General features: G+C 69.5%; 19 protein-coding genes. 9 read left to right on the top strand and 10 right to left on the bottom strand.

Going from position 1 to position 21,343, the window contains the following annotated elements; all coding sequences use genetic code 11:
- Positions 1-35 precede the first annotated feature (35 nt).
- Entirely contained in the window at positions 36-2,261 is a 2,226-nt protein-coding gene (locus tag ACEXHE_RS11380; protein ID WP_374785874.1) for an NADP-dependent isocitrate dehydrogenase, read from the bottom strand.
- Between the two features lie 109 nt (positions 2,262-2,370).
- Positions 2,371-2,883 carry a hypothetical protein gene (locus ACEXHE_RS11375; protein ID WP_374785873.1) on the bottom strand — a complete coding sequence of 171 codons (513 nt, stop codon included), beginning with the start codon at positions 2,881-2,883 and terminating at the stop codon, positions 2,371-2,373.
- Positions 2,884-3,040: 157 nt separating this feature from the next.
- Between ACEXHE_RS11375 and ACEXHE_RS11370 the strand changes: the two genes are divergently transcribed.
- Positions 3,041-3,862 carry a LuxR C-terminal-related transcriptional regulator gene (locus tag ACEXHE_RS11370; RefSeq protein WP_374785872.1) on the top strand — a complete coding sequence of 274 codons (822 nt, stop codon included), beginning with the start codon at positions 3,041-3,043 and terminating at the stop codon, positions 3,860-3,862.
- Here the strand turns inward: ACEXHE_RS11370 and ACEXHE_RS11365 are convergent.
- The 4 genes from ACEXHE_RS11365 to ACEXHE_RS11350 form a co-directional block, all read right to left on the bottom strand.
- The gene (locus tag ACEXHE_RS11365; RefSeq protein WP_374785871.1) at positions 3,816-4,265 is read right to left on the bottom strand and encodes a hypothetical protein; all 450 of its coding nucleotides are present in this window, start codon (positions 4,263-4,265) and stop codon (positions 3,816-3,818) included. The two genes, ACEXHE_RS11370 and ACEXHE_RS11365, sit on opposite strands and share 47 nt — an antisense overlap.
- A gap of 185 nt (positions 4,266-4,450) precedes the next feature.
- Positions 4,451-5,806 (bottom strand): magnesium transporter, encoded by a 1,356-nt coding sequence (gene mgtE / locus ACEXHE_RS11360; RefSeq protein ID WP_245760687.1) that lies wholly within the window; start codon positions 5,804-5,806, stop codon positions 4,451-4,453.
- A gap of 99 nt (positions 5,807-5,905) precedes the next feature.
- Positions 5,906-7,642, bottom strand: a complete 1,737-nt coding sequence (gene purH, locus ACEXHE_RS11355) for a bifunctional phosphoribosylaminoimidazolecarboxamide formyltransferase/IMP cyclohydrolase (RefSeq protein WP_374785870.1) — start codon at positions 7,640-7,642, stop codon at positions 5,906-5,908.
- 128 nt (positions 7,643-7,770) lie between these two features.
- The gene (locus ACEXHE_RS11350; protein ID WP_374785869.1) at positions 7,771-9,495 is read right to left on the bottom strand and encodes a CHAD domain-containing protein; all 1,725 of its coding nucleotides are present in this window, start codon (positions 9,493-9,495) and stop codon (positions 7,771-7,773) included.
- Between the two features lie 172 nt (positions 9,496-9,667).
- On the opposite strand from ACEXHE_RS11350, the gene ACEXHE_RS11345 reads away from it, so the two are divergent.
- Positions 9,668-11,056: an MFS transporter gene (locus ACEXHE_RS11345; RefSeq protein ID WP_374785868.1), complete on the top strand. Its 1,389-nt coding sequence runs from the start codon at positions 9,668-9,670 to the stop codon at positions 11,054-11,056.
- A 165-nt stretch (positions 11,057-11,221) separates the two neighbouring features.
- On the opposite strand, the gene ACEXHE_RS11340 is transcribed toward ACEXHE_RS11345, so the two are convergent.
- Positions 11,222-11,908 (bottom strand): DUF6308 family protein, encoded by a 687-nt coding sequence (locus tag ACEXHE_RS11340; protein ID WP_374785867.1) that lies wholly within the window; start codon positions 11,906-11,908, stop codon positions 11,222-11,224.
- Positions 11,909-12,065: 157 nt separating this feature from the next.
- Here ACEXHE_RS11340 and ACEXHE_RS11335 point away from each other — a divergent pair, with 157 nt between their 5' ends.
- The gene (locus tag ACEXHE_RS11335) at positions 12,066-12,713 is read left to right on the top strand and encodes a cysteine hydrolase family protein (protein ID WP_260061954.1); all 648 of its coding nucleotides are present in this window, start codon (positions 12,066-12,068) and stop codon (positions 12,711-12,713) included.
- On the opposite strand, the gene purN is transcribed toward ACEXHE_RS11335, so the two are convergent.
- The gene (purN, locus tag ACEXHE_RS11330) at positions 12,704-13,312 is read right to left on the bottom strand and encodes a phosphoribosylglycinamide formyltransferase (RefSeq protein WP_260061955.1); all 609 of its coding nucleotides are present in this window, start codon (positions 13,310-13,312) and stop codon (positions 12,704-12,706) included. The genes ACEXHE_RS11335 and purN overlap by 10 nt on opposite strands.
- Before the next feature lie 575 nt (positions 13,313-13,887).
- On the opposite strand from purN, the gene ACEXHE_RS11325 reads away from it, so the two are divergent.
- The 5 genes from ACEXHE_RS11325 to ACEXHE_RS11305 are packed head-to-tail and all read left to right on the top strand — an operon-like array spanning position 13,888 to position 17,669.
- Positions 13,888-14,712 carry an ABC transporter ATP-binding protein gene (locus tag ACEXHE_RS11325; protein ID WP_260061956.1) on the top strand — a complete coding sequence of 275 codons (825 nt, stop codon included), beginning with the start codon at positions 13,888-13,890 and terminating at the stop codon, positions 14,710-14,712.
- The gene (locus tag ACEXHE_RS11320) at positions 14,709-15,425 is read left to right on the top strand and encodes an ABC transporter permease (RefSeq protein ID WP_260061957.1); all 717 of its coding nucleotides are present in this window, start codon (positions 14,709-14,711) and stop codon (positions 15,423-15,425) included. The genes ACEXHE_RS11325 and ACEXHE_RS11320 overlap by 4 nt, the downstream gene beginning before the upstream one ends.
- On the top strand, positions 15,422-16,105 hold the full coding sequence (locus ACEXHE_RS11315) for an ABC transporter permease (protein WP_091697292.1): 684 nt from the start codon (positions 15,422-15,424) through the stop codon (positions 16,103-16,105). Before ACEXHE_RS11320 ends, ACEXHE_RS11315 begins: the two co-directional genes overlap by 4 nt.
- A gap of 60 nt (positions 16,106-16,165) precedes the next feature.
- Positions 16,166-17,131, top strand: coding sequence for an ABC transporter substrate-binding protein (locus ACEXHE_RS11310; RefSeq protein WP_374785866.1), 966 nt, complete (start codon positions 16,166-16,168; stop codon positions 17,129-17,131).
- A 22-nt stretch (positions 17,132-17,153) separates the two neighbouring features.
- On the top strand, positions 17,154-17,669 hold the full coding sequence (locus tag ACEXHE_RS11305; protein ID WP_374785865.1) for a hypothetical protein: 516 nt from the start codon (positions 17,154-17,156) through the stop codon (positions 17,667-17,669).
- Here the strand turns inward: ACEXHE_RS11305 and ACEXHE_RS11300 are convergent.
- Positions 17,579-19,165, bottom strand: coding sequence for a DUF6350 family protein (locus ACEXHE_RS11300; protein WP_374785864.1), 1,587 nt, complete (start codon positions 19,163-19,165; stop codon positions 17,579-17,581). The two genes, ACEXHE_RS11305 and ACEXHE_RS11300, sit on opposite strands and share 91 nt — an antisense overlap.
- An 88-nt stretch (positions 19,166-19,253) precedes the next feature.
- The gene (locus tag ACEXHE_RS11295; protein ID WP_356968310.1) at positions 19,254-19,991 is read right to left on the bottom strand and encodes a sulfite exporter TauE/SafE family protein; all 738 of its coding nucleotides are present in this window, start codon (positions 19,989-19,991) and stop codon (positions 19,254-19,256) included.
- Between the two features lie 143 nt (positions 19,992-20,134).
- Between ACEXHE_RS11295 and ACEXHE_RS11290 the strand changes: the two genes are divergently transcribed.
- A complete protein-coding gene (locus ACEXHE_RS11290; protein ID WP_374785863.1) occupies positions 20,135-21,331 on the top strand; it encodes a glycosyltransferase family 4 protein in 1,197 nt (398 codons plus the stop codon).
- Positions 21,332-21,343 lie beyond the last annotated feature (12 nt).

The raw sequence follows: 21,343 nt of genomic DNA, 5'->3' as shown, positions 1-21,343 counted from the left end.
TGACCTCCAGTTGCGTTGAGCGTGTGAGACGTGGATCAGCGGGCGGCCAGGCCGTCCACGATCCGGTTCAGGGTGGCCGAGGGGCGCATGGCCTCCGAGACCTTCTCCTTGGACGGGCTGTAGTAGCCCTCGATCTCCACCGGGGAGCCCTGGACGCCGTTGAGCTCGTCCACGATCTTCTGCTCATTGGCGGTCAGCTGCTCGGCGATCTCCGCGTAGGCCTGGGCCAGCTCGGCGTCGTCGGTCTGCTTGGCCAGCTCCTGGGCCCAGTACAGAGCCAGGTAGAAGTGCGAACCGCGGTTGTCCAGCTCACCCACCTTGCGGGACGGGGAACGGCCCTCCTCCAGGAACGTGCCGGTGGCGCGGTCCAGGGTGTCGGCCAGCACCTGGGCGCGGGCGTTGCCCTGGGAGACGGCCTCATGCTCGAAGGAGACAGCCAGGGCCAGGAACTCGCCCAGGGAGTCCCACCGCAGGTGGTTCTCCTCCACGAACTGCTGCACGTGCTTGGGGGCCGAGCCGCCGGCACCGGTCTCGAACAGGCCGCCGCCGTTGATCAGCGGGACGATCGAGAGCATCTTGGCCGAGGTGCCCAGCTCCAGGATGGGGAACAGGTCGGTCAGGTAGTCGCGCAGCACGTTGCCGGAGACGGAGATAGTGTCCTCGCCGCGGCGGATGCGCTCCAGGGTGAAGGCGATGGCCTTCTCCGGTGCCATGATCTCGATCTGCAGGCCGTCGGTGTCATGGTCCTGCAGGTACTCGGTGACCTTGGCGATCAGGTTGGCGTCGTGCGCACGGTTCTCGTCCAGCCAGAACACAGCCGGGGTCTGGGAAGCGCGGGCGCGGGTGACGGCCAGCTTGACCCAGTCGCGCACCGGCACGTCCTTGGTCTGGCAGGCGCGCCAGATGTCGCCGGCCTCGACCTCGTGCTCCATCAGGACCACACCCTTGCCGTCCAGCACCTGCACGGTGCCGGCGGTCTCCAGGATGAAGGTCTTGTCATGCGAGCCGTACTCCTCGGCCTTCTGTGCCATCAGGCCCACATTGGGCACGGTGCCCATGGTGGTGGGGTCGTAGGCGCCGTGGGCACGGCAGTCGTCCAGGACCACCTGGTAGATCCCGGCGTAGGAGGAGTCCGGCAGCACGGCCAGGGTGTCCTGCTCGTTGCCGTCCTTGTTCCACATGTGGCCGGAGGAACGGATCATGGCCGGCATGGAGGCGTCCACGATCACGTCCGAGGGCACGTGCAGGTTGGTGATGCCCTTGTCAGAGTTGACCATGGCCAGGTCCGGACCGTTCTGGTAGGCGGCCTCGATCTCGGCCTTCACGCCCTCGGCGACCTCGGGGTCCAGGGCGTCCAGGCCGGAGAGGATCGCGGCCAGGCCGTTGTTGGCGCTCAGGCCGGCCTCGGCCAGCTGCTGGCCGTACTTCTGGAACAGGCCCGGGAAGTAGGCCTTGACCACGTGGCCGAAGATGACCGGGTCGGAGACCTTCATCATGGTGGCCTTCAGGTGGGTGGAGAACAGCACGCCCTCGGAGCGGGCCCGCTCCACCTGGGCGGCCAGGAACTGATCCAGGGCCTTGGCGCTCATGAAGGTGGAGTCCACGACCTCGCCGGCCAGGACCTTCAGTCCGTCCTTGAGCACGGTCTTCTCGCCGTCGGCGGTGACCAGCTGGATGGTGAGGGTGTCGTCCTCGGCGATGACCACGGACTTCTCGTTGTGGAAGAAGTCGTCGGCGTCCATGGTGGCCACGTTGGTCTTGGAGTCGGCGGTCCAGGCACCCATGGAGTGGGGGTGCTTCTTGGCGAAGTTCTTCACCGACTGGGGGGCACGGCGGTCGGAGTTGCCCTCGCGCAGGACCGGGTTCACGGCCGAGCCCTTGACCTTGTCGTAGCGGGCGCGGGCGTCCTTCTCATCCTCCGTCTTGGGCTCGTCCGGGTAGTCCGGCAGGTCGTAGCCGTCGGCCTGCAGCTCCTTGATGGCGGCCTTGAGCTGCGGCACGGAGGCGGAGATGTTCGGCAGCTTGATGACGTTGGCGTCGTCGTCCTTGACCAGCTCACCCAGCTCGGCCAGAGCGTCGTTGGTCTGCTGGTCCTTCGGCAGACGGTCGTTGAACACGGAGACGATGCGGCCGGCCAGGGAGATGTCCCGGGTCTCCAGCTCCACGCCCGCGGTGGAGGCGAAGGCCTGGACGATCGGCAGCAGCGAGGCGGTGGCCAGCATGGGCGCCTCGTCCGTGTAGGTGTAGATGATCTTGGACATGCAGACGTCACTCCTCAGTGGGGAGCGAGATCTGTCGCCCCCGGGTTTCGCGTGATGGTCACTCGGCGTCCACTCTACCGGCGCGGCGAGGCTGACACCGCTTGAAGAATCACGACGACGGCCGGCCGCCATCTGCACCCTCGGTGCCGGACTGGTACCAGTCCGGTTCACGGCGCCCACCGGCGCCCTGTCCGCTGTCCGGCAGGGGCTCACCGTTGAGCGTGGTGCCTCGAGGAGCGGCCGTTCCTGACGCCGGTGGCACAGGCGGTTGACCCTGGTACGCGGTCCGGTTGAGCTCACGGGCCAGATCCATGGCCTCACGGCGCCGCTGCTCGGACTGAGCGGCACCGCTGAACGCAGTGAACCCTCCGACCAGGAAGAACACGGCGAAGAGGATGCCCATCATCCCGAAGAAGGTGCCCAGCGCGGACAGGGCCGCGCCCGCTCCCGCGAGCAGGATGACACCGCCGATCACGCCCGGCGTGGTCCAGGCCTCTCCCCGTCCCTTCCGGGCGCCGGCGGAGCGCAGCACCGTCATGGCCACCATGGACAGGGCCATGCCGATCCCCAGGCCGGCGAATCCGGCGAACGGGCTCATCAGCCCCGGCCCTATACCTGACATGCCACCCATGTCCATCGGTCCCGCTCCCTCTCGCGCCGTCGTCGTGCCGCCCATCCTAGAGGTGACGAGGCGTGGACGGGTCCAGCGCGCGGTGGGATGCTGTCAGCACGGCTTGGGCCGCGCGGGAGGAGTGGACCGAGCGCTGCGGAGGTGCCCGGTGGACTCGTCCCGACTGCTGATGGATGTGGCCGAGCACGTCCTGCAGGTGAGCACTGCGGAGACCGCCCTGACCGAGCTCAGCCGCGGGCTGATGGAACGGACCGGGGCCGACCGCGCGGCCCGGGTCCAAGTGCAGCCCGACGGCCGAGTCTCCTGGTTCCTGAACGGGACATCCGTGCCAGCGGAGCTGCCCTCGCTTCCCCCGCCCGAGGAGCTGGCACAGCACCCCCTGCACCGCTTCCATCTGGGACCGGGCGGAGGGGCTCCGGCGCTGCTGACCGAGGTGATCCGGTCCGGGTTCGCCGTGCCGGTGCGGACCCGCCGGATCATCGACCAGCTGGGGCTGAGCATCCACCAGCTCTCCATACCGGTGGAGCACCCCTGCCCCGAGACGGGGTACCAGGGCTGGGTCATGGTGGGTGCGGACGGTCTGGCGCCGGACGCACCGCTGGTGGCCAGGGAGGCACAGGGACTGCTGTGTGGACTGGACCGGCACATCCGGCTGCTGCAGGTGCTGCCACCCGGCCCGCCCACCGGTCAGATGCAGATCAGGCTGACCCCGCGGGAGAGGGCCGTGCTCCTGCTGCTGGCCACCGGGCTCACCGCCCAGGGCATCCCGGTGCGCCTGACCATCTCCCCCCGGACGGTCCACAAGTACCAGGAGCACCTCTACCGCAGACTCGGCGCGGTGGACCGTCTCTCCACCGTGCTCCGGGCGCAGGAGGCAGGACTGCTCCCGGAGCCCGTGGGGACTGACGTAGACGGGGTGCTGCTCACCCGCTCACACAGTCCTGCAGATGACCCATCAGTGAGACGGTGAGGTCCTGGAAGTCGGCTTCGGTGAGATAGCTGAACGGCTGGGGCTCCTGGCCCTTCTGGTAGGCACCGCTGCCGACGGTGGTCTTGATGTGGATCAGCGGCTCCTGGGGCATGCCGCGCGATGTCCTGAAGTCCTCCACGGCCTCATCGGCCACCCAGGCGCAGGCCTGCTGGTGCTCCGGTGGGATCAGGAACTGGGCGCCCATGTCACTCAGTGGCATCCACGGGGTGCCGCCCTTGAGGTGCTGGGCGTGCGCGGCGGCTGACCAGTCGTCCTTGTAGCAGTGGTGCGCGGAGGCGGCGGTGGCGCTGGCCAGCAGAGCGACGGCGGCCAGGCCGGCGCCGACCTGGACCCGGCGGGAGACCGTGCGGCCCAGAGGTCGGGGATGTGGGGTGGTGCTCATGACGGATCCTGTCCGGAGGGGCTCCTGCCTGATGCCGATGCACTGCCTCCAGCCTCCTCCGCACCGGGCGAGGCCGGTATACGCCGTGGTGCGTACGGCCTCACACCTCTGATCACGTGAACGCTGGAGGTCGCGACTCGCCGAGGAGAGCGACCTCCAGCGTGCACGTGTTGGAGTGTGGGGGATCAGATGCCCAGGACCGCACGGGCGATCAGGAAGTAGACGACCAGACCCAGGGCGTCGACCACGGTGGTGATGAACGGATTGGAGAACACGGCCGGGTCCACACCGATGCGCTTGGCCACGATCGGCATCAGCGATCCGACCGTGGCGGCGACGGTGCAGATGGCCAGCAGGGTCAGCCCGATGACCAGCCCGATCCCCCAGGAGTAGACGAGCCCGGCGATCAGCAGGCCCACGGTGCCCAGGGCCGTGCCGAGCATCAGCCCCACCAGGAACTCGCGGCGCAGGACGCGCAGGGCATCCCTGGCGCGCACATCGCCCAGGGCCAGCGCGCGGGTCACCGTGGTGGCGGCCTGGTTCCCGGTGTTGCCGCCGGTGCCGATCAGCAGCGGGATGAAGATCGAGAGGACCACCAGTTGCTCCAGGGTCTGCTCGAACACCTCCAGCACCTGGACCGTGAGCGTGGCCCCGACAGCCAGGACGAGCAGCCAGACCACACGGGAACGCACCAGCCGGGTCACCGGAGTGGACAGATAGGGCTGGGCCAGCGGTTCGGCACCGGCCGAGCGGGCAGAGTCCTCAGACTCCTCGTCCTCCAGGATGCCCACGGCGTCGTCCAGGGTGAGCACTCCCACCAGCCGTCCGGTCTCATCGGTCACCGGCAGCGCCAGCAGGTGGTGCTCGGCGCTGAGCCGGGCCGCCGTCTCGTCATCCTCAGTGGCCAGGACCGACGCGCCAGCACTGGCGGCCAGCTCTTCCACCAGGTCCTCACCGGCAGCGCAGACCAGGTCAGCCAACCCCACCGTGCCCAGCACCTTGTGGTCGGCGTCGACCACGGGCAGACCCACCAGTCGGTCCCGATGTCTGTCGGCGATCCGGGCCTCACGGATCTGGCGGAGCGCGTGCTCGGCGGTGGTGCCGGCCTGGAGCTGGACCAGCACCGGGCTCATCCGCCGTCCCACCGAACCGGACGGGTAGCCCAGCACCCGCCCGGCGTCGGCACGCTGCTGCGAGCCCAGTCCGGCCATCAGCCGACGGGCCACCTCGGCGGGGACCTCGTCCAGCAGCCGGGCCTGGCTCGAAGCGTGCAGCTGACCGAACATCTGCTGCAGGTTCTCATCCCGCAGACCGCGGATCAGCTGGGACTGCTGGCGCGGGTCCAGGGCAGCGAAGACCTGGACCGCCAGCTCCTTGTCCAGCAGCCGGAACACGATCGGCACCTGGTGCGGGTCACTGCGGTCCAGGAACCGTTCGACCTCGACCGGACTGAGTTCGCGCAGCAGCCGCCCGGCGTCAGTCAGCCGTTCCTGGCGCAGGGCAGAGCGCAGCGCCACCTCCTGGTCCAGTTCCTGATCCACGGTCCCCTCCCCATCACGTGCACGCTGGAGGTCGCGACTCGCCGAGGAGAACGACATCCAGCGTGCACGTGATCATGAGGTGGGGCTGTTCTGCGGGGATCAACCGTGGAAGAAGTGGCGGGCCCCGGTGAAGTACATGGTCACCCCAGCAGCCTCGGCTGCGGCGATGACCTCTTCATCACGGATGGACCCGCCGGGCTGGACCACGGCCTTCACTCCGGCGTCGATCAGGATCTGCAGGCCGTCGGCGAACGGGAAGAACGCGTCCGAGGCGGCCACCGCACCGCGGGCACGCTCCGGGGCACCGCTGGCCGTCACGTTCTCAGCACCGCCGGCGGAGGTGATCTCCTGCGCGCCGGTCTGGGCCGCACCCAGGGTGTTGGCCCGCTCCACGGCCAGACGGCAGGAGTCCAGACGGTTGACCTGACCCATGCCCACGCCCACGGTGGCACCGTCGCTGGCCAGCAGCACGGCGTTGGACTTGGCGGCCCGCACGGCACGCCAGGCGAAGGCGAGATCGGCCAGGGTCTGATCGTCCGCGGCGGCACCGGCGGCCAGGGTCCAGGCCGCGGGGTCGTCCCCGGCGGCGTCGATCGCATCACGGGCCTGCAGCAGCATGCCGCCGGAGACCTGCTTGTACTCCACAGTGTCCCGGGCGTAGCCCTCCGGCAGCTGCAGCAGGCGCAGGTTCTTCTTGGCCGAGAGGATCTCGAGCGCCTCAGCGCTGAACTTCGGGGCCACCACCACCTCGGTGAAGATGTCCTTGACCGCACGGGCCATCCCGGCGGTCACCTCGCGGTTGGCGGCGATCACCCCGCCGAACGCGGACACCGGATCACAGGCGTGGGCCTTGCGGTGCGCCTCGGCGATCGGATCCTCCACCCCGTGAGCGTTCTCCTCCGCCACGGCCACACCGCACGGGTTGGCGTGCTTGACCACGGCCACGGCGGGCTGGTCGAAGTCGAAGGCGGCACGCAGGGCGGCGTCCGCATCCGCGTAGTTGTTGTAGCTCATCGGCTTGCCGTGCAGCAGCTCGGCCTGGGCGATCCCCGGAGCGGCCCCGTCCTCCACATAGAGGGCGGCCTTCTGATGCGGGTTCTCGCCGTAGCGCAGGGTCTCCGCACGCTGCAGGGTGACCCCCGCATAGGGCGGGAACAGGGAGACCTGGTGGGTGCCGCCGTCGGGAAGCTCCTGCCCGGTCTGCTGGGAGGCGAGCTCCTCCTCGTCCTCCCCCTCGAACTGGGCGGCGGTCCAGGAGGCGACCGCGTTGTCATAGGCGGCGGTGTGCGCGAAGGCCAGGGCGGCCAGTCGGCGGCGAGCCATCAGGTCGAACCCGCCGCTCTGCGCTGCGCTGACCACATCCCCGTAACGCGCCGGGTCCACCACCACGGCCACCGAGGGGTGGTTCTTCGCGGCGGCGCGGACCATGGAGGGCCCGCCGATGTCGATCTGCTCCACCACCGCGTCCTGCCCGGCACCGGAGCGCACGGTGTCCACGAACGGGTAGAGGTTGACCACCACCAGGTCGAAGGGCTCCACGTGCATCTGCTCCAGCTGGGCCACATGATCCTCGCGGCGGCGGTCGGCCAGGATGCCGGCGTGCACCAGCGGGTGCAGGGTCTTGACCCGGCCGTCCAGGCACTCCTGGAACCCGGTGACCTCGGAGACCTCGGTGACGGGCACGCCCGCGGCGGAGATGCGCTGGGCGGTGGACCCGGTGGAGACGATCTGCACGCCGGCCTGATGCAGCCCGGAGGCCAACTCCTCCAGCCCGGTCTTGTCATACACGGAGATGAGGGCTCGCTTCAGCGGGACGCGGTTAAGCTGGATGGTCACGGCGGTGTGCTCCTGGGGCTGGATTCCGAAGTGGTGACGCGGCGGTTCCGCTGGCGGGAGGGCCTGACGGCACTTCCCGACGACGGCACGCAGGGCGCGCAGTCCAGTCTAGGTCCGCTGGGGCCCGGTCAGCCTGCAGATGTCCCCGCCAGGCGAGCGAGCAGCTTCTCCGCCTTCTTCTCCTGCTTGGCCTGCACGGGCAGCTCGGCGGCGTAGAGGATCCCGTAGCCGAAGGTGTCCTCACCACGCTTCTCCGCCCGGCGGGCCGTGGCCAGCACGTGCTCCTGGAACATGATCGAATCACGGTGGATGCCCAGGGCCTCCTGCAGCTTCTTGGCGGCCTTCATCCGGTCCACCAGCTCGGCGCCCCACTCCAGCCCGGCGGCATCCCGCACGGCGGTCACGGCGTAGCGCAGCCGCTTGGCCTCCTTGCGGACCTCATGCATCAGCTCGATCCGCTGCTCCGGGTCCTGCTCCTGTTCGGCGGTGCGGGCCAGTTCCAGCACGGACTCGACCTGCTGGACGGCCAGGGGCTCGAGGGCGGCCAGTGCCTCGGCTGCCTCGCCTGTCTCGCCGGAGCTGTCCGTCCCGGCGGCGAGCGGCACCTGCCGGGCGTACTCGTCGATCACGTCCAGCACGGCGAAGTACTCGGCACCGCGCATCTGCTCCAGCAGCTCGTCATGGGCGGCCTGGAACTCCTCCTGCTTGGCCCGGCGCAGCCGCTTGACGGTCCGGGCGGAGACCAGGGCGGCCGCGGGTCCCTCGGGTCCCCCCGGCAGGGCATCGACCTTCTCCTGGACCTGGTCCCGCACCACTTCGGCGTCCCGGGCGGTGGAGAGCAGCCGGCCCAGCTGCTTCAGACCCTCGTTGACCCGGGCCGTGGCCTCGGTCTCCAGCAGTGGCTCGTAGGTCTGCAGGATCGAGCGGAGGGTGCGGCTGACCACGCGGAACTGGTGGATGGCGTCCTCCACGTCCCGGCGCATCAGCGGGTCCCAGCCCTTGAGCATCTTCACCTGGGTGCGGACGGTGCGGGTGAGCACGTCCTGCAGGGTGGTGGGGTCCTCCACCGCGGCCGGATCCAGCGGATCGTCCAGCCTGCCCACCACCTTCTCCACCTTGGACCCGGCAGGCGAGGGTTTCGCGCCGGCGGCCTCCAGCACTCCCCCGACGGCGTCCAGGAACCTGACTGTTCCGGTCACCGCGTCCTGCGGGTCACGGTCCGGGCGGTCGGCGTCCTCAGCGTCGCCCTGGCCGCTGATCTGCTCGGTGGTCTCCACCCCGGCCGCGACCTCCTGGGGTGCCAGAGCCGTGTCCAGCAGCTCGGCGTCCACGATCTCCAGCTCCCACTCCCGCCAGTGCTGGATGCGAGACTCGGCCCGGCGCCCCACGGCCATGGCGGCCACCTGGTCATCGGCCAGTTCGGCCATCGGACGGCCCTTGGCATCGACCAGGTCCACCACCGCGCGCAGGGTGTTCAGCTGGGCCACGGGGCGCAGTCTGCGGCCCCGCACATGCACCTGCACCAGGTCCAGGATCCGCCGCGGGACCTTCACCTGATCCGGCCGGGCGCCGGCACGGTCGGCCTTGCCCAGCGGCTCGTGCAGCTCCAGTCGATGCTCACCGGAGGCGATCTTCACGTGCCACCCCTCATCCGGCCCGCCGGTGCGGCGCCGCAGGGTCACCCGGTTCGCCGCCAGCGCACGGTCAGCCGTGTCGAAGTAGACGGCCTCCAGCGCCACCGGTGGGCGGTAGTGCACCCGGGACACCCCGGCCACCCCGCTCAGCTTCGGCAGGGCCAGCTGACCCACCACGTCGTACTTGCGCTCGATCTCCACCTGCATACCGGTACCCATGCACCCATTATCCGCCCGGCGCCTCACACAGCGTCAGGGGAATGTGAGCCGCGCTATAGTCTCCCCATCGGCCGACGGGCCCGGGCACCTGCCGGTGCGACCGTCGTCGTGCATCTGAATGCTCGCACCACTCATGGCGCCGCTGGTATGGCGCCCCGCTCAGGAAGAAATGATGAGTCACTCCCCCAGCTCGGCGCCCTCTGGCGCGTCCACCCTGCCCACCGGTGAAGAAGTCGTCCAGAACCTGCCCTGGCGGTGGAACACCCAGGGCCGGGTGTTCCTGGTGGGCGGACTCGGCTTCATGTTCGACGCCTGGGACGTCACCCTCAACGGCGTGATGATCCCCCTGCTGAGCAAGGAGTGGGACCTGGAGCCCGGCCAGGCCGCCTGGATCGGCACCGCGAATCTGATCGGCATGGCGCTGGGCGCGTTCGTGTGGGGCACCATCGCGGACCGGATCGGCCGGCGCAAGGCCTTCACCGCCACCCTGCTGATCTTCTCCCTGTTCACCCTGGCCGGCGCGCTGACCGGGGACATCGTCTGGTTCGCCGTGTTCCGGTTCATCGCCGGGTTCGGCCTGGGCGGCTGCATCCCGGTGGACTATGCCCTGGTGGGTGAGTTCACGCCGCGCAAGCACCGCGGACGGGTGCTGACCGCCATGGACGGCTGGTGGCCGATCGGCGCCGCCGCCTGCGGGTTCCTCTCCGCCTGGCTGGTGGCCACTTGGGGTCACTGGCAGCTGCCGCTGCTGGCCATGGTGCTGCCGGCGCTGCTGGTGTTCTTCGTGCGCCTGTTCGTGCCCGAGTCCCCCCTGTTCCTGATCCAGCAGGGGCGGGAGAAGGAAGCCCGGGCGGTGATCGATGACATGGTCCACCGCGTGGGCCTGCCCCCGCAGGAGTACGTGCTGCCTCCGGTCCCGGCGCCCAAGCCCCTGACCCTGGGCTCTCTGGGTGAGCAGGTGGCCATGCTGTGGCGCTACTCGTCCCGGATCACGTTCGTGGCGTGGAGCCTGTTCTTCACCATCATGCTCGTCTACTACATCGCCCTGCAGTGGCTGCCCAAGTTCCTGATCGACGCCGGCTACGAGCAGTCCCGCGCGTTCATCACCACCGGCGGCATGGCGGCCGTGGGCCTGCTGGGCGTGATCGTGGCGGCCTGGCTGGTGGAGCACACCGGCCGCAAGTGGCTGCTGGGCGTCACGGCGATCGCCTCCTCCTTCCTGATGGCCTGGCTGGCCGCCATGCTGGATGTCCCGACGGCGGTCCTTCCCCTGGTCTTGGCGTTCGGCTTCGTGGTCCAGCTGGCCATTCCCGTGCTGTACACCTACGTCTCGGAGCTGTACCCCACCGAGCTGCGCGGGTCAGGCTTCGGCTGGGCCTCAGCGGTCTCCCGCATCGCCGCGGGCGTGGGCCCGCTGATCTTCGTGACCTGGATGGTCCCGGCGATCGGACTGGCCTGGTCCTTCGTGGTCACCGGGTGCCTGGTGGTCGTAGCCGTGCTGCTGATGGCGTTCATGGCACCGGAGACCACCGGCAAGGAGCTGGAGGTCACCGAGGCGTGAGCGGGCAGGAGTGAGTGGCCAGGGGGCTGTTCCGGGCCGCTCCGCCTGGGCCAGGACGTCGATGTCACACCTCGTGGTGCGCACAGCGCTCATGCCCCACACCGGGTGTGACATCGACTCCCTCTGGCGATCGTCGGCAGGTCCGAGGGTGCTGGAGGGGTGGCCTCAGTCCTCGTCTGCGACGGTCTCCGCCACGTCACCTGGCCCCCTGTTGTCCTGCCACAGGACAATGTCGAGAACGCGCAGGAGTGAGAGATGATGCTGCCCCGTTGCGGCTCTCACGCGTCTCAATGAAGCCACGAGGTCCACTCCTTCCGGCCCGGTGAGGGCTCCACGCCATATCTGCCAGTATTCGCCGGAATGGCGCAGGTGCACGGCTTTACGGACGACCGAATCGTAGATGGGGATGAGGCGCGGGCGTTTGCGCGCCATGATCTTGCTGGCCGTGGTCTCGCCCACCCCCCACCGACCTGCAGACGAGCCGTTCTGACGCAGCAGATCCCAGAGCTGAGCACCCGGGGATTCATTGCTCCCCATGAGTCCCTCGAACTCGTTCTCCGACAGCTCATGAAGGTCAGTGTTGGAGGGCAACCGTGCCAGCAGTTCAGAGATGTCATCTGCACAACGCCCTGTGATTCCCACAGCCGCCTGGGCCGGCACATGGACGGACAGCATGGACACCGCGGTGAGGTCGTCGGCTGTGATGCGATCAGGGGCGACAGCTCCGCCCCCACCGAAGGTTTCGAAACGTGAGCCGGTGAACACAGGACGCCCGTTGTTCGCCATCTGGAAGTACTCGCGGATGTGACGCTCTGCGCTCCCAGCTGCCCTCTGCCATGCTTCGTACAACATTGTCTCTCCCCTGACCGATCGCATACGCCGAATCTAGGTTAACCTCGGCTGGCCTCCCGGGCTCCAGGAAGAATCTCGCTTTCTGCCCCTGGAGCCCGCCCCCACCCGGGGTCTGCGGACCTAGACTTCTGGGATCCCTTCACCCCGAGGAGTCCCCATGGCAGACCAGACCGATCCGTCCGACGCAGAGCACCACGACGACCAGCCGATCCTGCGCGATCCGGCCCACCCGGACAAGGGCACCGGCATCGCCGTGGTGTTCATCGACCTGCAGAAGGGGTTCTTCGAGGACCCGGCGCTGCAGGACAACCGTGAGCTGATGGTGCTGGAGTCCAATCGGCTGGCGGCGATGGCTCGCGCCGGCGGGCACGAGATCGTGGTGGTCAGCACAGTGCATGACCGCCGACGCTCCACCTGGACCCTGAAGATGCTCGAGGACGACCAGGGGTTCAACTTCGCCGGGACCGACCAGGCTTCCCTGCTGGATGGACTCGAGCTCGACGCGGCCGTCCACGTGGAGAAGACCCGGGACAGTGCCTTCCACGGGACCTCGCTGGCCCAGCGCCTGCGGACCATGGGCGTGCAGCGTCTGGTGCTGGCCGGTGTGACCGCGGAGTCCTGTGTCTCAGCGACCGGGCGGGATGCGTTCTCCCATGACTTCGACGTGGTCTACGCCCGTGAGGCCATCGCCTCGAGCGACTCAGAGCGCGGCTGGCGCGTGGTCGATGAGTCCTGTGAGTCCTACCGGCAGACGGTCCTGGACCGCCCGGATCTGGAGCGGCTGCTCGGCACAGGTCAGGACTGAGCCGTGGCGGTGCCGCTGAAGTAGTCCTCGGGCCTCTTGCCCCCGGCCAGCTCTCCCAGCACGGTCAGCAGCAGGTGACGCTCCTGGACCTTGATCCGCTCGTGCAGGGTCTCCTCCGTGTCCCCGTCCACCACCGGCACGGCGGCCTGGGCGAGGATGGGCCCGGTGTCCACGCCGGCATCGGCGATGTGCACGGTGCACCCGGCGATCTTCACGCCGTACCGCAGAGCATCCCGCACGCCATGGGCCCCCGGGAAGGCGGGCAGCAGCGCGGGGTGGGTGTTGAGGTACCGTCCGCCGAACTCGGCCAGGAAGGCCTCTCCCACGATCCGCATGAACCCGCTGGAGAGCACATAGTCCGGTGCGTAGCTGGAGCACTTCTCGGTCAGCGCCTGGTTCCAGGCGCTGCGGTCCGAGAACTCGGCGAAGTCGACCACGAAGGTCTCGATGCCTGCTCGAGCGGCTCGGTCCAGCCCGCCGGCGTCGGGGCGGTCTGCTCCCACCGCGGCGATCTCCACGTTCAGCTGACCGGCCGCGACGGCGTCGATCACCGCCTGGAGGTTGGTGCCGGATCCGGAGACGAGAGCCACGATGCGCATGCCTCCATCGTAGGGTGGCGCAACGCTGGGTCATTCCCCGTCAGGGAGACCCGAGGATCCAGGGCGATGAACCCCGGACCCCGGTGCATCACCCGCGCTACGCTGTGCGCATGTGTCTTCCTGATCGCTCGCGGGACAGCATGTCGCACCGTGAACTGCGAAATGAATCCGACCGCGTGCTTCGTACTGTCAGTGGGGCGTGCACGTTTGTACCGACCAACAGCGAGGTTCCCGTGGGACGCTTAGCGCCGCTTGGAGCGGTCGATGACGGACTCAACATCTCCCGCCCTGCGCGTCGGAGAGCGGGTTGGAAGGCACTGGGTATCCACCGGAAGCAGATGGATCGAACGGCGTCCCAGATGCTGGACGAGCTGCGAGGGGATCGACTGTGAACGCGGTAAGCACCCTCTACCTCGACACCTCAGCGTCAGGTGCCCTGCTCGTCGACCAGCCGCAGCGCGCGGGATCGGCTTGGAGATGATCACCTCAGGCAGTGCCGGCCGACTTCGGACCACGTGAGCAGCCACAAGACTGCCCCACCCGTGCAACGGACATGATGCCCCTAGTGTTGACCCATGATCTCCTACAGGTCCGTCACCAAGCGCTACCCGGACGGCACCGTGGCCGTGGACGACTTCTCCCTGGAGATCCCCGACGGCTCCTTCACGGTCTTCGCCGGCTCCTCGGGCTGCGGCAAGACCACCCTGCTGCGCATGGTCAACCGGATGGTGGACCCCACCGCCGGCACCGTGACCGTGGACGGCCAGGACGTCTCCACGCATGACCCCGTGACTCTGCGCCGTCGCATCGGCTACGTCATGCAGAACTCCGGACTGCTCCCCCACCGCACCGTGGCCCAGAACATCGCCACCGTGCCGCGACTGAACGGCATGAACCGGCGCGACGCCGAGGACCGGGCCACCGAGATGATGCGCCTGGTCGGTCTGGATCCGTCCATGGCGCACCGCTACCCGGCCCAGCTCTCCGGCGGACAGCAGCAGCGCGTGGGCGTGGCACGAGGTCTGGCCGCCGACCCTGACATCCTGCTCATGGACGAGCCCTTCGGCGCAGTGGACCCCCTGGTCCGCGCCGAGCTGCAGCAGCAGATGCGCGAGCTGCACGAGCGCCTGAACATGACCGTGGTGTTCATCACCCATGAGATGGACGAGGCCCTCACCTTGGGCGATCGGATCGTGCTGCTGCGCACCGGAGCCCAGATCGCCCAGCAGGGCACCCCCCAGGAGTTCCTCACCGAACCCGCCGATGACTTCGTGCGGGAGTTCTTGGGGCTGGACCGCGGCCAGCGCACCCTCACCCCGCGCCCGGGCCCGAACGGATCGGTCCTGCTGGTGGACTCCCACGGCCGGCCCGCCGGACTGCTGGAAGGCCAGACCCCGTGAACTGGGTGATCGAGAACATCCCCCTGATCGCCGACCGCACCTGGGCCCACCTGGCCACCAGCATCCCGGCGATCATCCTGGCCCTGCTGATCTCGATCCCCCTGGGCTGGGTGGCCCACCGGTTCCGCCCCGTCAAGGGCACCCTGCTCGGCGCGGCCGGACTGATGTACGCCATCCCCTCCCTGCCGCTGTTCATCGTGCTGCCCATCCTGATCGGCACCGGTGTGCGGGATGTGGTCAACGTGGTCATCGCCCTCACGCTCTATGGGATCGCCCTGCTGGTGCGCAGTGTGGCCGACGGACTGGACAGTGTCCCCGCCGACGCCCGCAACGCCGCCCTGGCCCTGGGCTATCCCCCGCTGCGCCGGTTCTTCGCCGTGGACCTGCCCCTGGCCGGCCCGGTGATCCTGGCGGGTCTGCGCGTGGTGGCCGTGTCCACGCTCTCGCTCTGCACGGTGGGTGCGGTGCTGGGCATCCCCTCGCTCGGACTGCTCTTCACCGACGGATTCCAGCGCGGGATCCTGGCTCAGGTGGTGACCGGGATCGTGATGACCGTGGTGCTGGCCCTGCTGGCCGATCGACTCCTCGTCCTGGCCGGGCGGCTCGTCATGCCGTGGACCCGCCCCATCGGCACAGGTGAGCGTCCCAGCGCTCGCCGCCGGCCGTCGTCGGGACGCCTGGGGATCTCCCAGGCGCCGGAGGTGCGGGCATGAACCAGCTGCTGGAGGCCTTCGCCTGGATCTCTGAGCCCTCGAATTGGACCGGCCCGTCCGGGATCCTGGCCCGCTCAGGCGAGCATCTGGGCTACACCCTGCTGACCCTGCTGATCGCTGCGGCCATCGCGGTGCCGATCGGCTGGTGGGTGGGCCACACCGGGCGTGGACGTGGCCTCACCGTGGCCCTCTCCGGCGCCGCCCGGGCCCTGCCGACTCTCGGCTTGGTCACACTGATGGGGCTGCTGCTGGGGATCGGACTGATCGCCCCGCTGACCGCGTTCGTGGTGCTGGCGATCCCCTCCGTGTTGGCCGGAGCCTATGCAGGATTCGAGGCGATCGACCGAGGAGTGGTCAACGCCGCCCGCGCGCAGGGCTTCACCGAGTCCCAGATCCTCTGGCGTATCGAGGCACCGCTGGGACTGCCCCTGCTGATCGGCGGACTGCGCTCGGCCGCCCTGCAGGTGGTCGCCACCGCCACCCTCGCGGCGTACGTGGGGGCAGGTGGGCTCGGCCGGTATCTGTTCCTGGGCCTGAAGACCCAGGACTACGCCATGATGCTCGGTTCCTCGCTGATCGTGGTGGCCCTGGCGATCCTGCTCGAGCTCGCCTTCTCCGCCGCCGCCTGGCTCTCCGTCCCCACGGGCGTGAAGGTGGCACGCCGTGGCGCCGCGGCGTAGCGTCGTAGCACCACAGACCGCAGACGGATCACACCCCGCCGCCCCGGAGAAGGACACCCCATGAGCACCACACCCCGCACCGTCATCAGCCGCCCCCTGTTCGCCGGAGTCGGCCTGGCCGCCCTGCTGGCCCTGTCCGCCTGCGGCAGCTCCGACCCTCTCGGCGGCGGTTCCAGCTCGCCCGCCGGGGACACCGGCACCGCCTCCGGCCCGGCCGAGGGTCAGACCCTGGTGATCGGTTCCCAGCAGTACTACTCCAACGAGATCATCGCCGAGCTCTACGCCCAGGCCCTGGAGGACGAGGGCTACACCGTGGACCGGCAGTACCAGATCGGCCAGCGCGAGGTGTACCTGCCTGAGGTCGAGTCCGGCGCGATCGACGTCTTCCCCGAGTACTCCGGCAACCTGCTGCAGTACTACGACAAGGACACCGAGGCCGCCTCCGCCGAGGAGGTCAACACCGCGCTGACCGAGGCCCTGCCGGAGGGGTTGAGCGCCTTGAAGCCCGCCGAGGCCACCGACCAGGACTCCTACAACGTCACCCAGGAGTTCGCCGACGAGCACGGCCTGTCCTCGCTGGCGGACCTCTCCACGGTCGGCTCGGCCCTGAAGGTCGCCGCCAACTCCGAGTTCGAGGCCCGCCCCTACGGCCCCCAGGGGCTGTCCGAGACCTACGGTGTGGACGTCACCGTGGTCCCCGTGGAGGACTCCGGCGGACCACTGACCGTCAAGGCCCTGACGGACGGCGACGTCCAGCTGGCCGACATCTACTCCGCAGACCCGTCCATCGAGACCAACGGCTTCGTCACCCTGGAGGATCCGGAGAACCTGATCCTGCCGCAGAACATCACCCCGATCGTCTCGGACAAGGTGGACCCGGGCGCGGCGGCGGCCATCGAGGAGGTCAACGCCCTGCTCACCACCGAGGAGCTGATCAGCCTGAACCGCACCTCCGTGGAGGACCAGGCCGCCAGCAAGGATGTGGCGCGGACCTGGCTGGAGGAGCAGGGACTGCTGGAGGGCTGATCCGGGCCAGTAGGGTTGGACGGTGAGCCATTCCGCCCCGCCCCAGCAGTCCGCACCCCCGCAGCCACCGGCACCGCGCCCCGATCCCTCCTCCGGCACGCCCGAGGAGCAGCTGGAGCGCTACCGCCGCGTGCGCACACCCCTGCTGTGGCTGATGGGCGTGCTGCTGCTGACCTACCTCTCCAGCAGCCTGGTCCTGCCGTGGAAGGGCCTGACCCTGCTGCTGGCGGCGATCGGCATCGGCCTGGGCGTGCTGGTGATCGCCCGGTCCGGCCGGATCGTCTCGACGTGGGTGGTCCGTGCAGCCGCGGTCTTCGCCATGCTCGGCTGCGCCATGTTCGCCCTGGTGGTCACCGCCCAGATGGTCTTCTGGAGCGCCACCGCCGAGCACGAGTCCTGCATGGCCGGCGCGCTCACGGACCGGGCCCGGGTGGCCTGCGAGAACGCCTACTTCTCCGAGCTCGGAGTCTCTTCACCCTCAGAATCCGGTCCGACGCCGGCCCCGTCACCTGAGGGCTCCACCTCACCGGAGGACTGACCTCGCCGCAGGCGGCGCATCCGCGCCGCGAGGCGGTGCTTGACGGTGCTGGAGCCGGAGGGCTGATCGTCCGCCGGGGCCTCGTCCGAGGCATCGTCGGCGGCAGTGACCTTCTCGGACTCGCCCTCGCTGGAAGCCGCGCCGTCCTGCGTACTGGCCGGGCCGTCGTCGTGCCCGTCCTCTGCAGGTTCCTGGCCCAGCCAGGAGTCCGGGACCACATAGCGGTACTTCTCCCAGAGCGGCGCCGCCAGGTAGCCGATCATGGCGCCCACGCCGATCTCCGCGCCGAGCAGCAGGGCGGCCACCCAGGGATTCGGGCCGAGGTCAGTGAGCCGTCCCACTCCCAACGAGCCCCGCGAGAGCCACAGCGGCAGGATCACCGTGAGCGCGGTGGCCAGTGCCACCAGCAGTCCCATGGCCAGCGTGGAGAGGCTGAGGGAGATCCAGCGGGCCTGGAACTTCAGTTCGAGCCACTCGTCCAGGTGGTTCTCGGCCTCACGCAGCAGCCACCACCCGGCGAGCGCACCGGCCAGGACCGGCAACAGCAGGAACAGCCAGCCGAAGCCGCCGATCTCCGTGGGAACGGCCACCAGCAGCGGCAGGGCCGGCTGCGGGCCCACCGCGGTGACCAGGGGCGAGACCAGTGTGTCCTGACCCAGAGCGAATCCGGCACCGGAGGTCCAGGCCAGGGACCACATGGACAGGTTCGGCATGATGCCCAGCTGGACGCCCGTCAGGGCGGCACCACCCCAGACCCCGGCCTCCAGCTGCTGGTACACCTGGGCCAGGTCCCCCCAGTGCACGGCCAGCTGGACGGCGAGCAGGGCCGAGGCCAGCCCGAAGGCGGCCAGCAGGCCCACGCCTGCAGCGCGCACCACGGACCAGACGTAGGACCCGGCCCAGCGGGAGTACTGCGAGCGCTTCGAGATCCGCTCGGCCAGGTCCACGCCGATCAACCGCCCCCAGGTGCCCGCCTCCCGGCGGACACCGCCCATCACGGCCAGGGTGTGCAGGGCGGTGGGGATCAGGGCACCCCAGAACGGGTTGATCGCCACCATCCCGTTGCCCACCAGCAGGGAGGTGATCAGGGCGAAGACGGCGTAGGTGCCGGCCGCGCCCAGCAGGGCCTGCCAGAGCTGGTCGGTGTAGGAGGCCCGTCCCAGGCGCCGTCCGGCCCGCCACCCCAGCCAGAGGGGGATCAGTGCCAGCCCCCAGGCCAGGAACCAGAACGTGCCCGTGACCGGCTCGGACGAGACCGTGGGCAGGTCCATGGTCAAGTGCAGGGGGACGCCGTGCAGGGCCAGCCAGCCCTGGCCGGCCATCTGGGCGATGAAATCCACCGAGGTGTCACGGAACCCGCCGCCGAGCCAGACTCCGCCCAGCACCAGGACCACCAGGACGGCGGAGGCCAGTGCCGCCAGCAGTGCCTCCACACCTCCCTGGAGCCAGAGGGGCATGGGCAGAGAGAGGCGAAGGGTGCGGGTGCGTGGGTTCATGTCACCGTCCATGGTGCCACCGCGGCAGGCTCCTCCCGGTCAGGGCGCACCGGCTGACGTCCCGTGGGCCAGGCGATGCCGGTCACGCTCAGGCAAGCAGCCCGAGGACGCCCTGCACCAGGGCCAGCGCGGCTCCGATGAAGCCGATCACGATCACCAGGATCCGCACGATGCGGTCCGGCAGGTGCGGCTCCAGCTTCTCCCCCACCCAGATGCCAGCGACGATCGCCACGATGGACCCGACCCAGCCCCACCACGGCAGCTCCGGCATCTGCGCCGGGTCCAGCAGCAGTTTCATGCCGAAGCCCACCACCCCGATCACCACGAAGAACGGCTGGATGGTGGCCGCGAAGGTGCGCAGGTCCCATCGGGACACCAGGGCGTAGGCGGTCAGGGCAGGACCGCCGACACCGGCGACCGCACTGGTCAGTCCGGCGGCCGCACCGGTGGCGTACTGCAGGCCGATGCCGTCTCGCGGCCGACCGGAGGCTCGCATGCCCACAGCCACCCCCAAGCCGACGATCACCAGCAGACCCACGGCGATCGACATCGGGGCGGTGGGCAGCACCAGGGTCAGCAGGACCCCGGGGACGGTGGCCACCACCGCCGGGATGACCAACCTGCGCAGGATGACCGGGTCGATCCGGGATCGCACCCGGGGGATGATCATGGCCGGGGCCACCGCGCCGAGCAGGTTCACGAACAGCACTCCCCCGTGCGGGCCCAGCAGCACCACCATGAAGGGGGCCAGCATCATCGCGAACCCGATCCCGGCGATCCGCTGGAACACGGCACCGGCGAAGGTCGCCAGCACGATCACGGTCACCAGTCCTGCATCCACCCGGCGGACGTTACCAGCACGGGTGGACTCTCCCTGTTCCTGTCCGTCACCGACTGTTCATCGACCCGCCACGGCGAGGCCACCCCCTGGGGGTCGACCGGCAGGAGTGTCTCCGTAGTCTCCAGAGTGTGAGAGTCGCTGTGGTCGCTGAGTCCTTCCTCCCGCACATGAACGGGGTCACCCACTCGATCCTGCAGGTGATCCGTCATCTCAAGGCCCGGGGCGACGAGGTCATGGTCATCGCCCCCACCTCCTCCTGGCTGGATGATGAGGCCCCCGCTGAGGTGGAGGGCTTCCCGGTCCACCGGCTTCCCTCCGTCCCGCTCTCGGGCTACTCCTCCGTGCGGGTGGCCGCGGGCACTGTGGCCCGCGTCCGGAGGATCCTGGCCGACTTCGCCCCGGACATCGTGCACATCGCCTCCCCGTTCGTCCTGGGCTGGCGAGCCGTGCAGGCCGCGTCCTCCCTGCAGCTGCCCAGCGTGTGCATCTACCAGACCGAGATCCCGGCCTACGCCGCCCGGTACGGCGCACCCTGGCTGGAGGAGGTGCTCTGGCAGCACGTGGAGCGGATCCACGATCAGGCCACCATCACCCTCTCCCCCTCCAGCTTCTGCACCGATCAGCTGCACCGGCGCGGCATCCAGCGGGTGCACCGGTGGGGCCGCGGCGTGGACACCCAGCGCTTCCACCCCGGCAAGCGGGACGAGGCCCTGCGCGCCGAGCTGGCCCCGACCGGCGAGCGGCTGATCGGCTTCGTGGGCCGGCTGGCCGCGGAGAAGCAGGTCGAGGACCTGGCCGTCCTCACAGATCTGCCCGGCACCCGGCTCGTCATCGTCGGGTCCGGCCCCCTGAAGGAGTCCCTGCGGCGGCGGCTTCCCGGAGCCCACTTCGCCGGGTTCCAGGGCGGGGAGGACCTGGCCCGGCACATGGCCAGCCTGGACCTGTTCGTCCACCCTGGGGAGTCGGACACCTTCGGCCAGACCCTGCAGGAGGCCATGGCCTCGGCGGTGCCGGTGGTGGCGGTGGGCCGCGGCGGCCCCCTGGACCTGGTGGACCCCTCCCGCACCGGTTGGCTCTATGCCCCCGGTGATCTGGCGGGCCTGCGGGACCGCGTCACTGACCTGGTGTACGACGACGGCAAGCGGGCCGCGTTCTCCGAGGCCGCCTTCGCCACGGTGCAGGGACGCACCTGGCCGGTGCTCTGCGAACAGCTGATCGGTCACTACGAGCGGGCCATTCGAGTACGCGAGCGCCAGAGAGGCGTCCAAGCCCGCACCTATCTGCGCCAGAGCTCCGGCTGGGACGGTGGGGTGCTGCCTCGCTGATGAGCCCGGGGA

The organism is Micrococcus sp. IITD107 (assembly GCF_041927415.1).
Taxonomy (GTDB): domain Bacteria; phylum Actinomycetota; class Actinomycetes; order Actinomycetales; family Micrococcaceae; genus Citricoccus; species Citricoccus terreus.
This window is presented reverse-complemented; position numbering and strand designations above follow the sequence as displayed.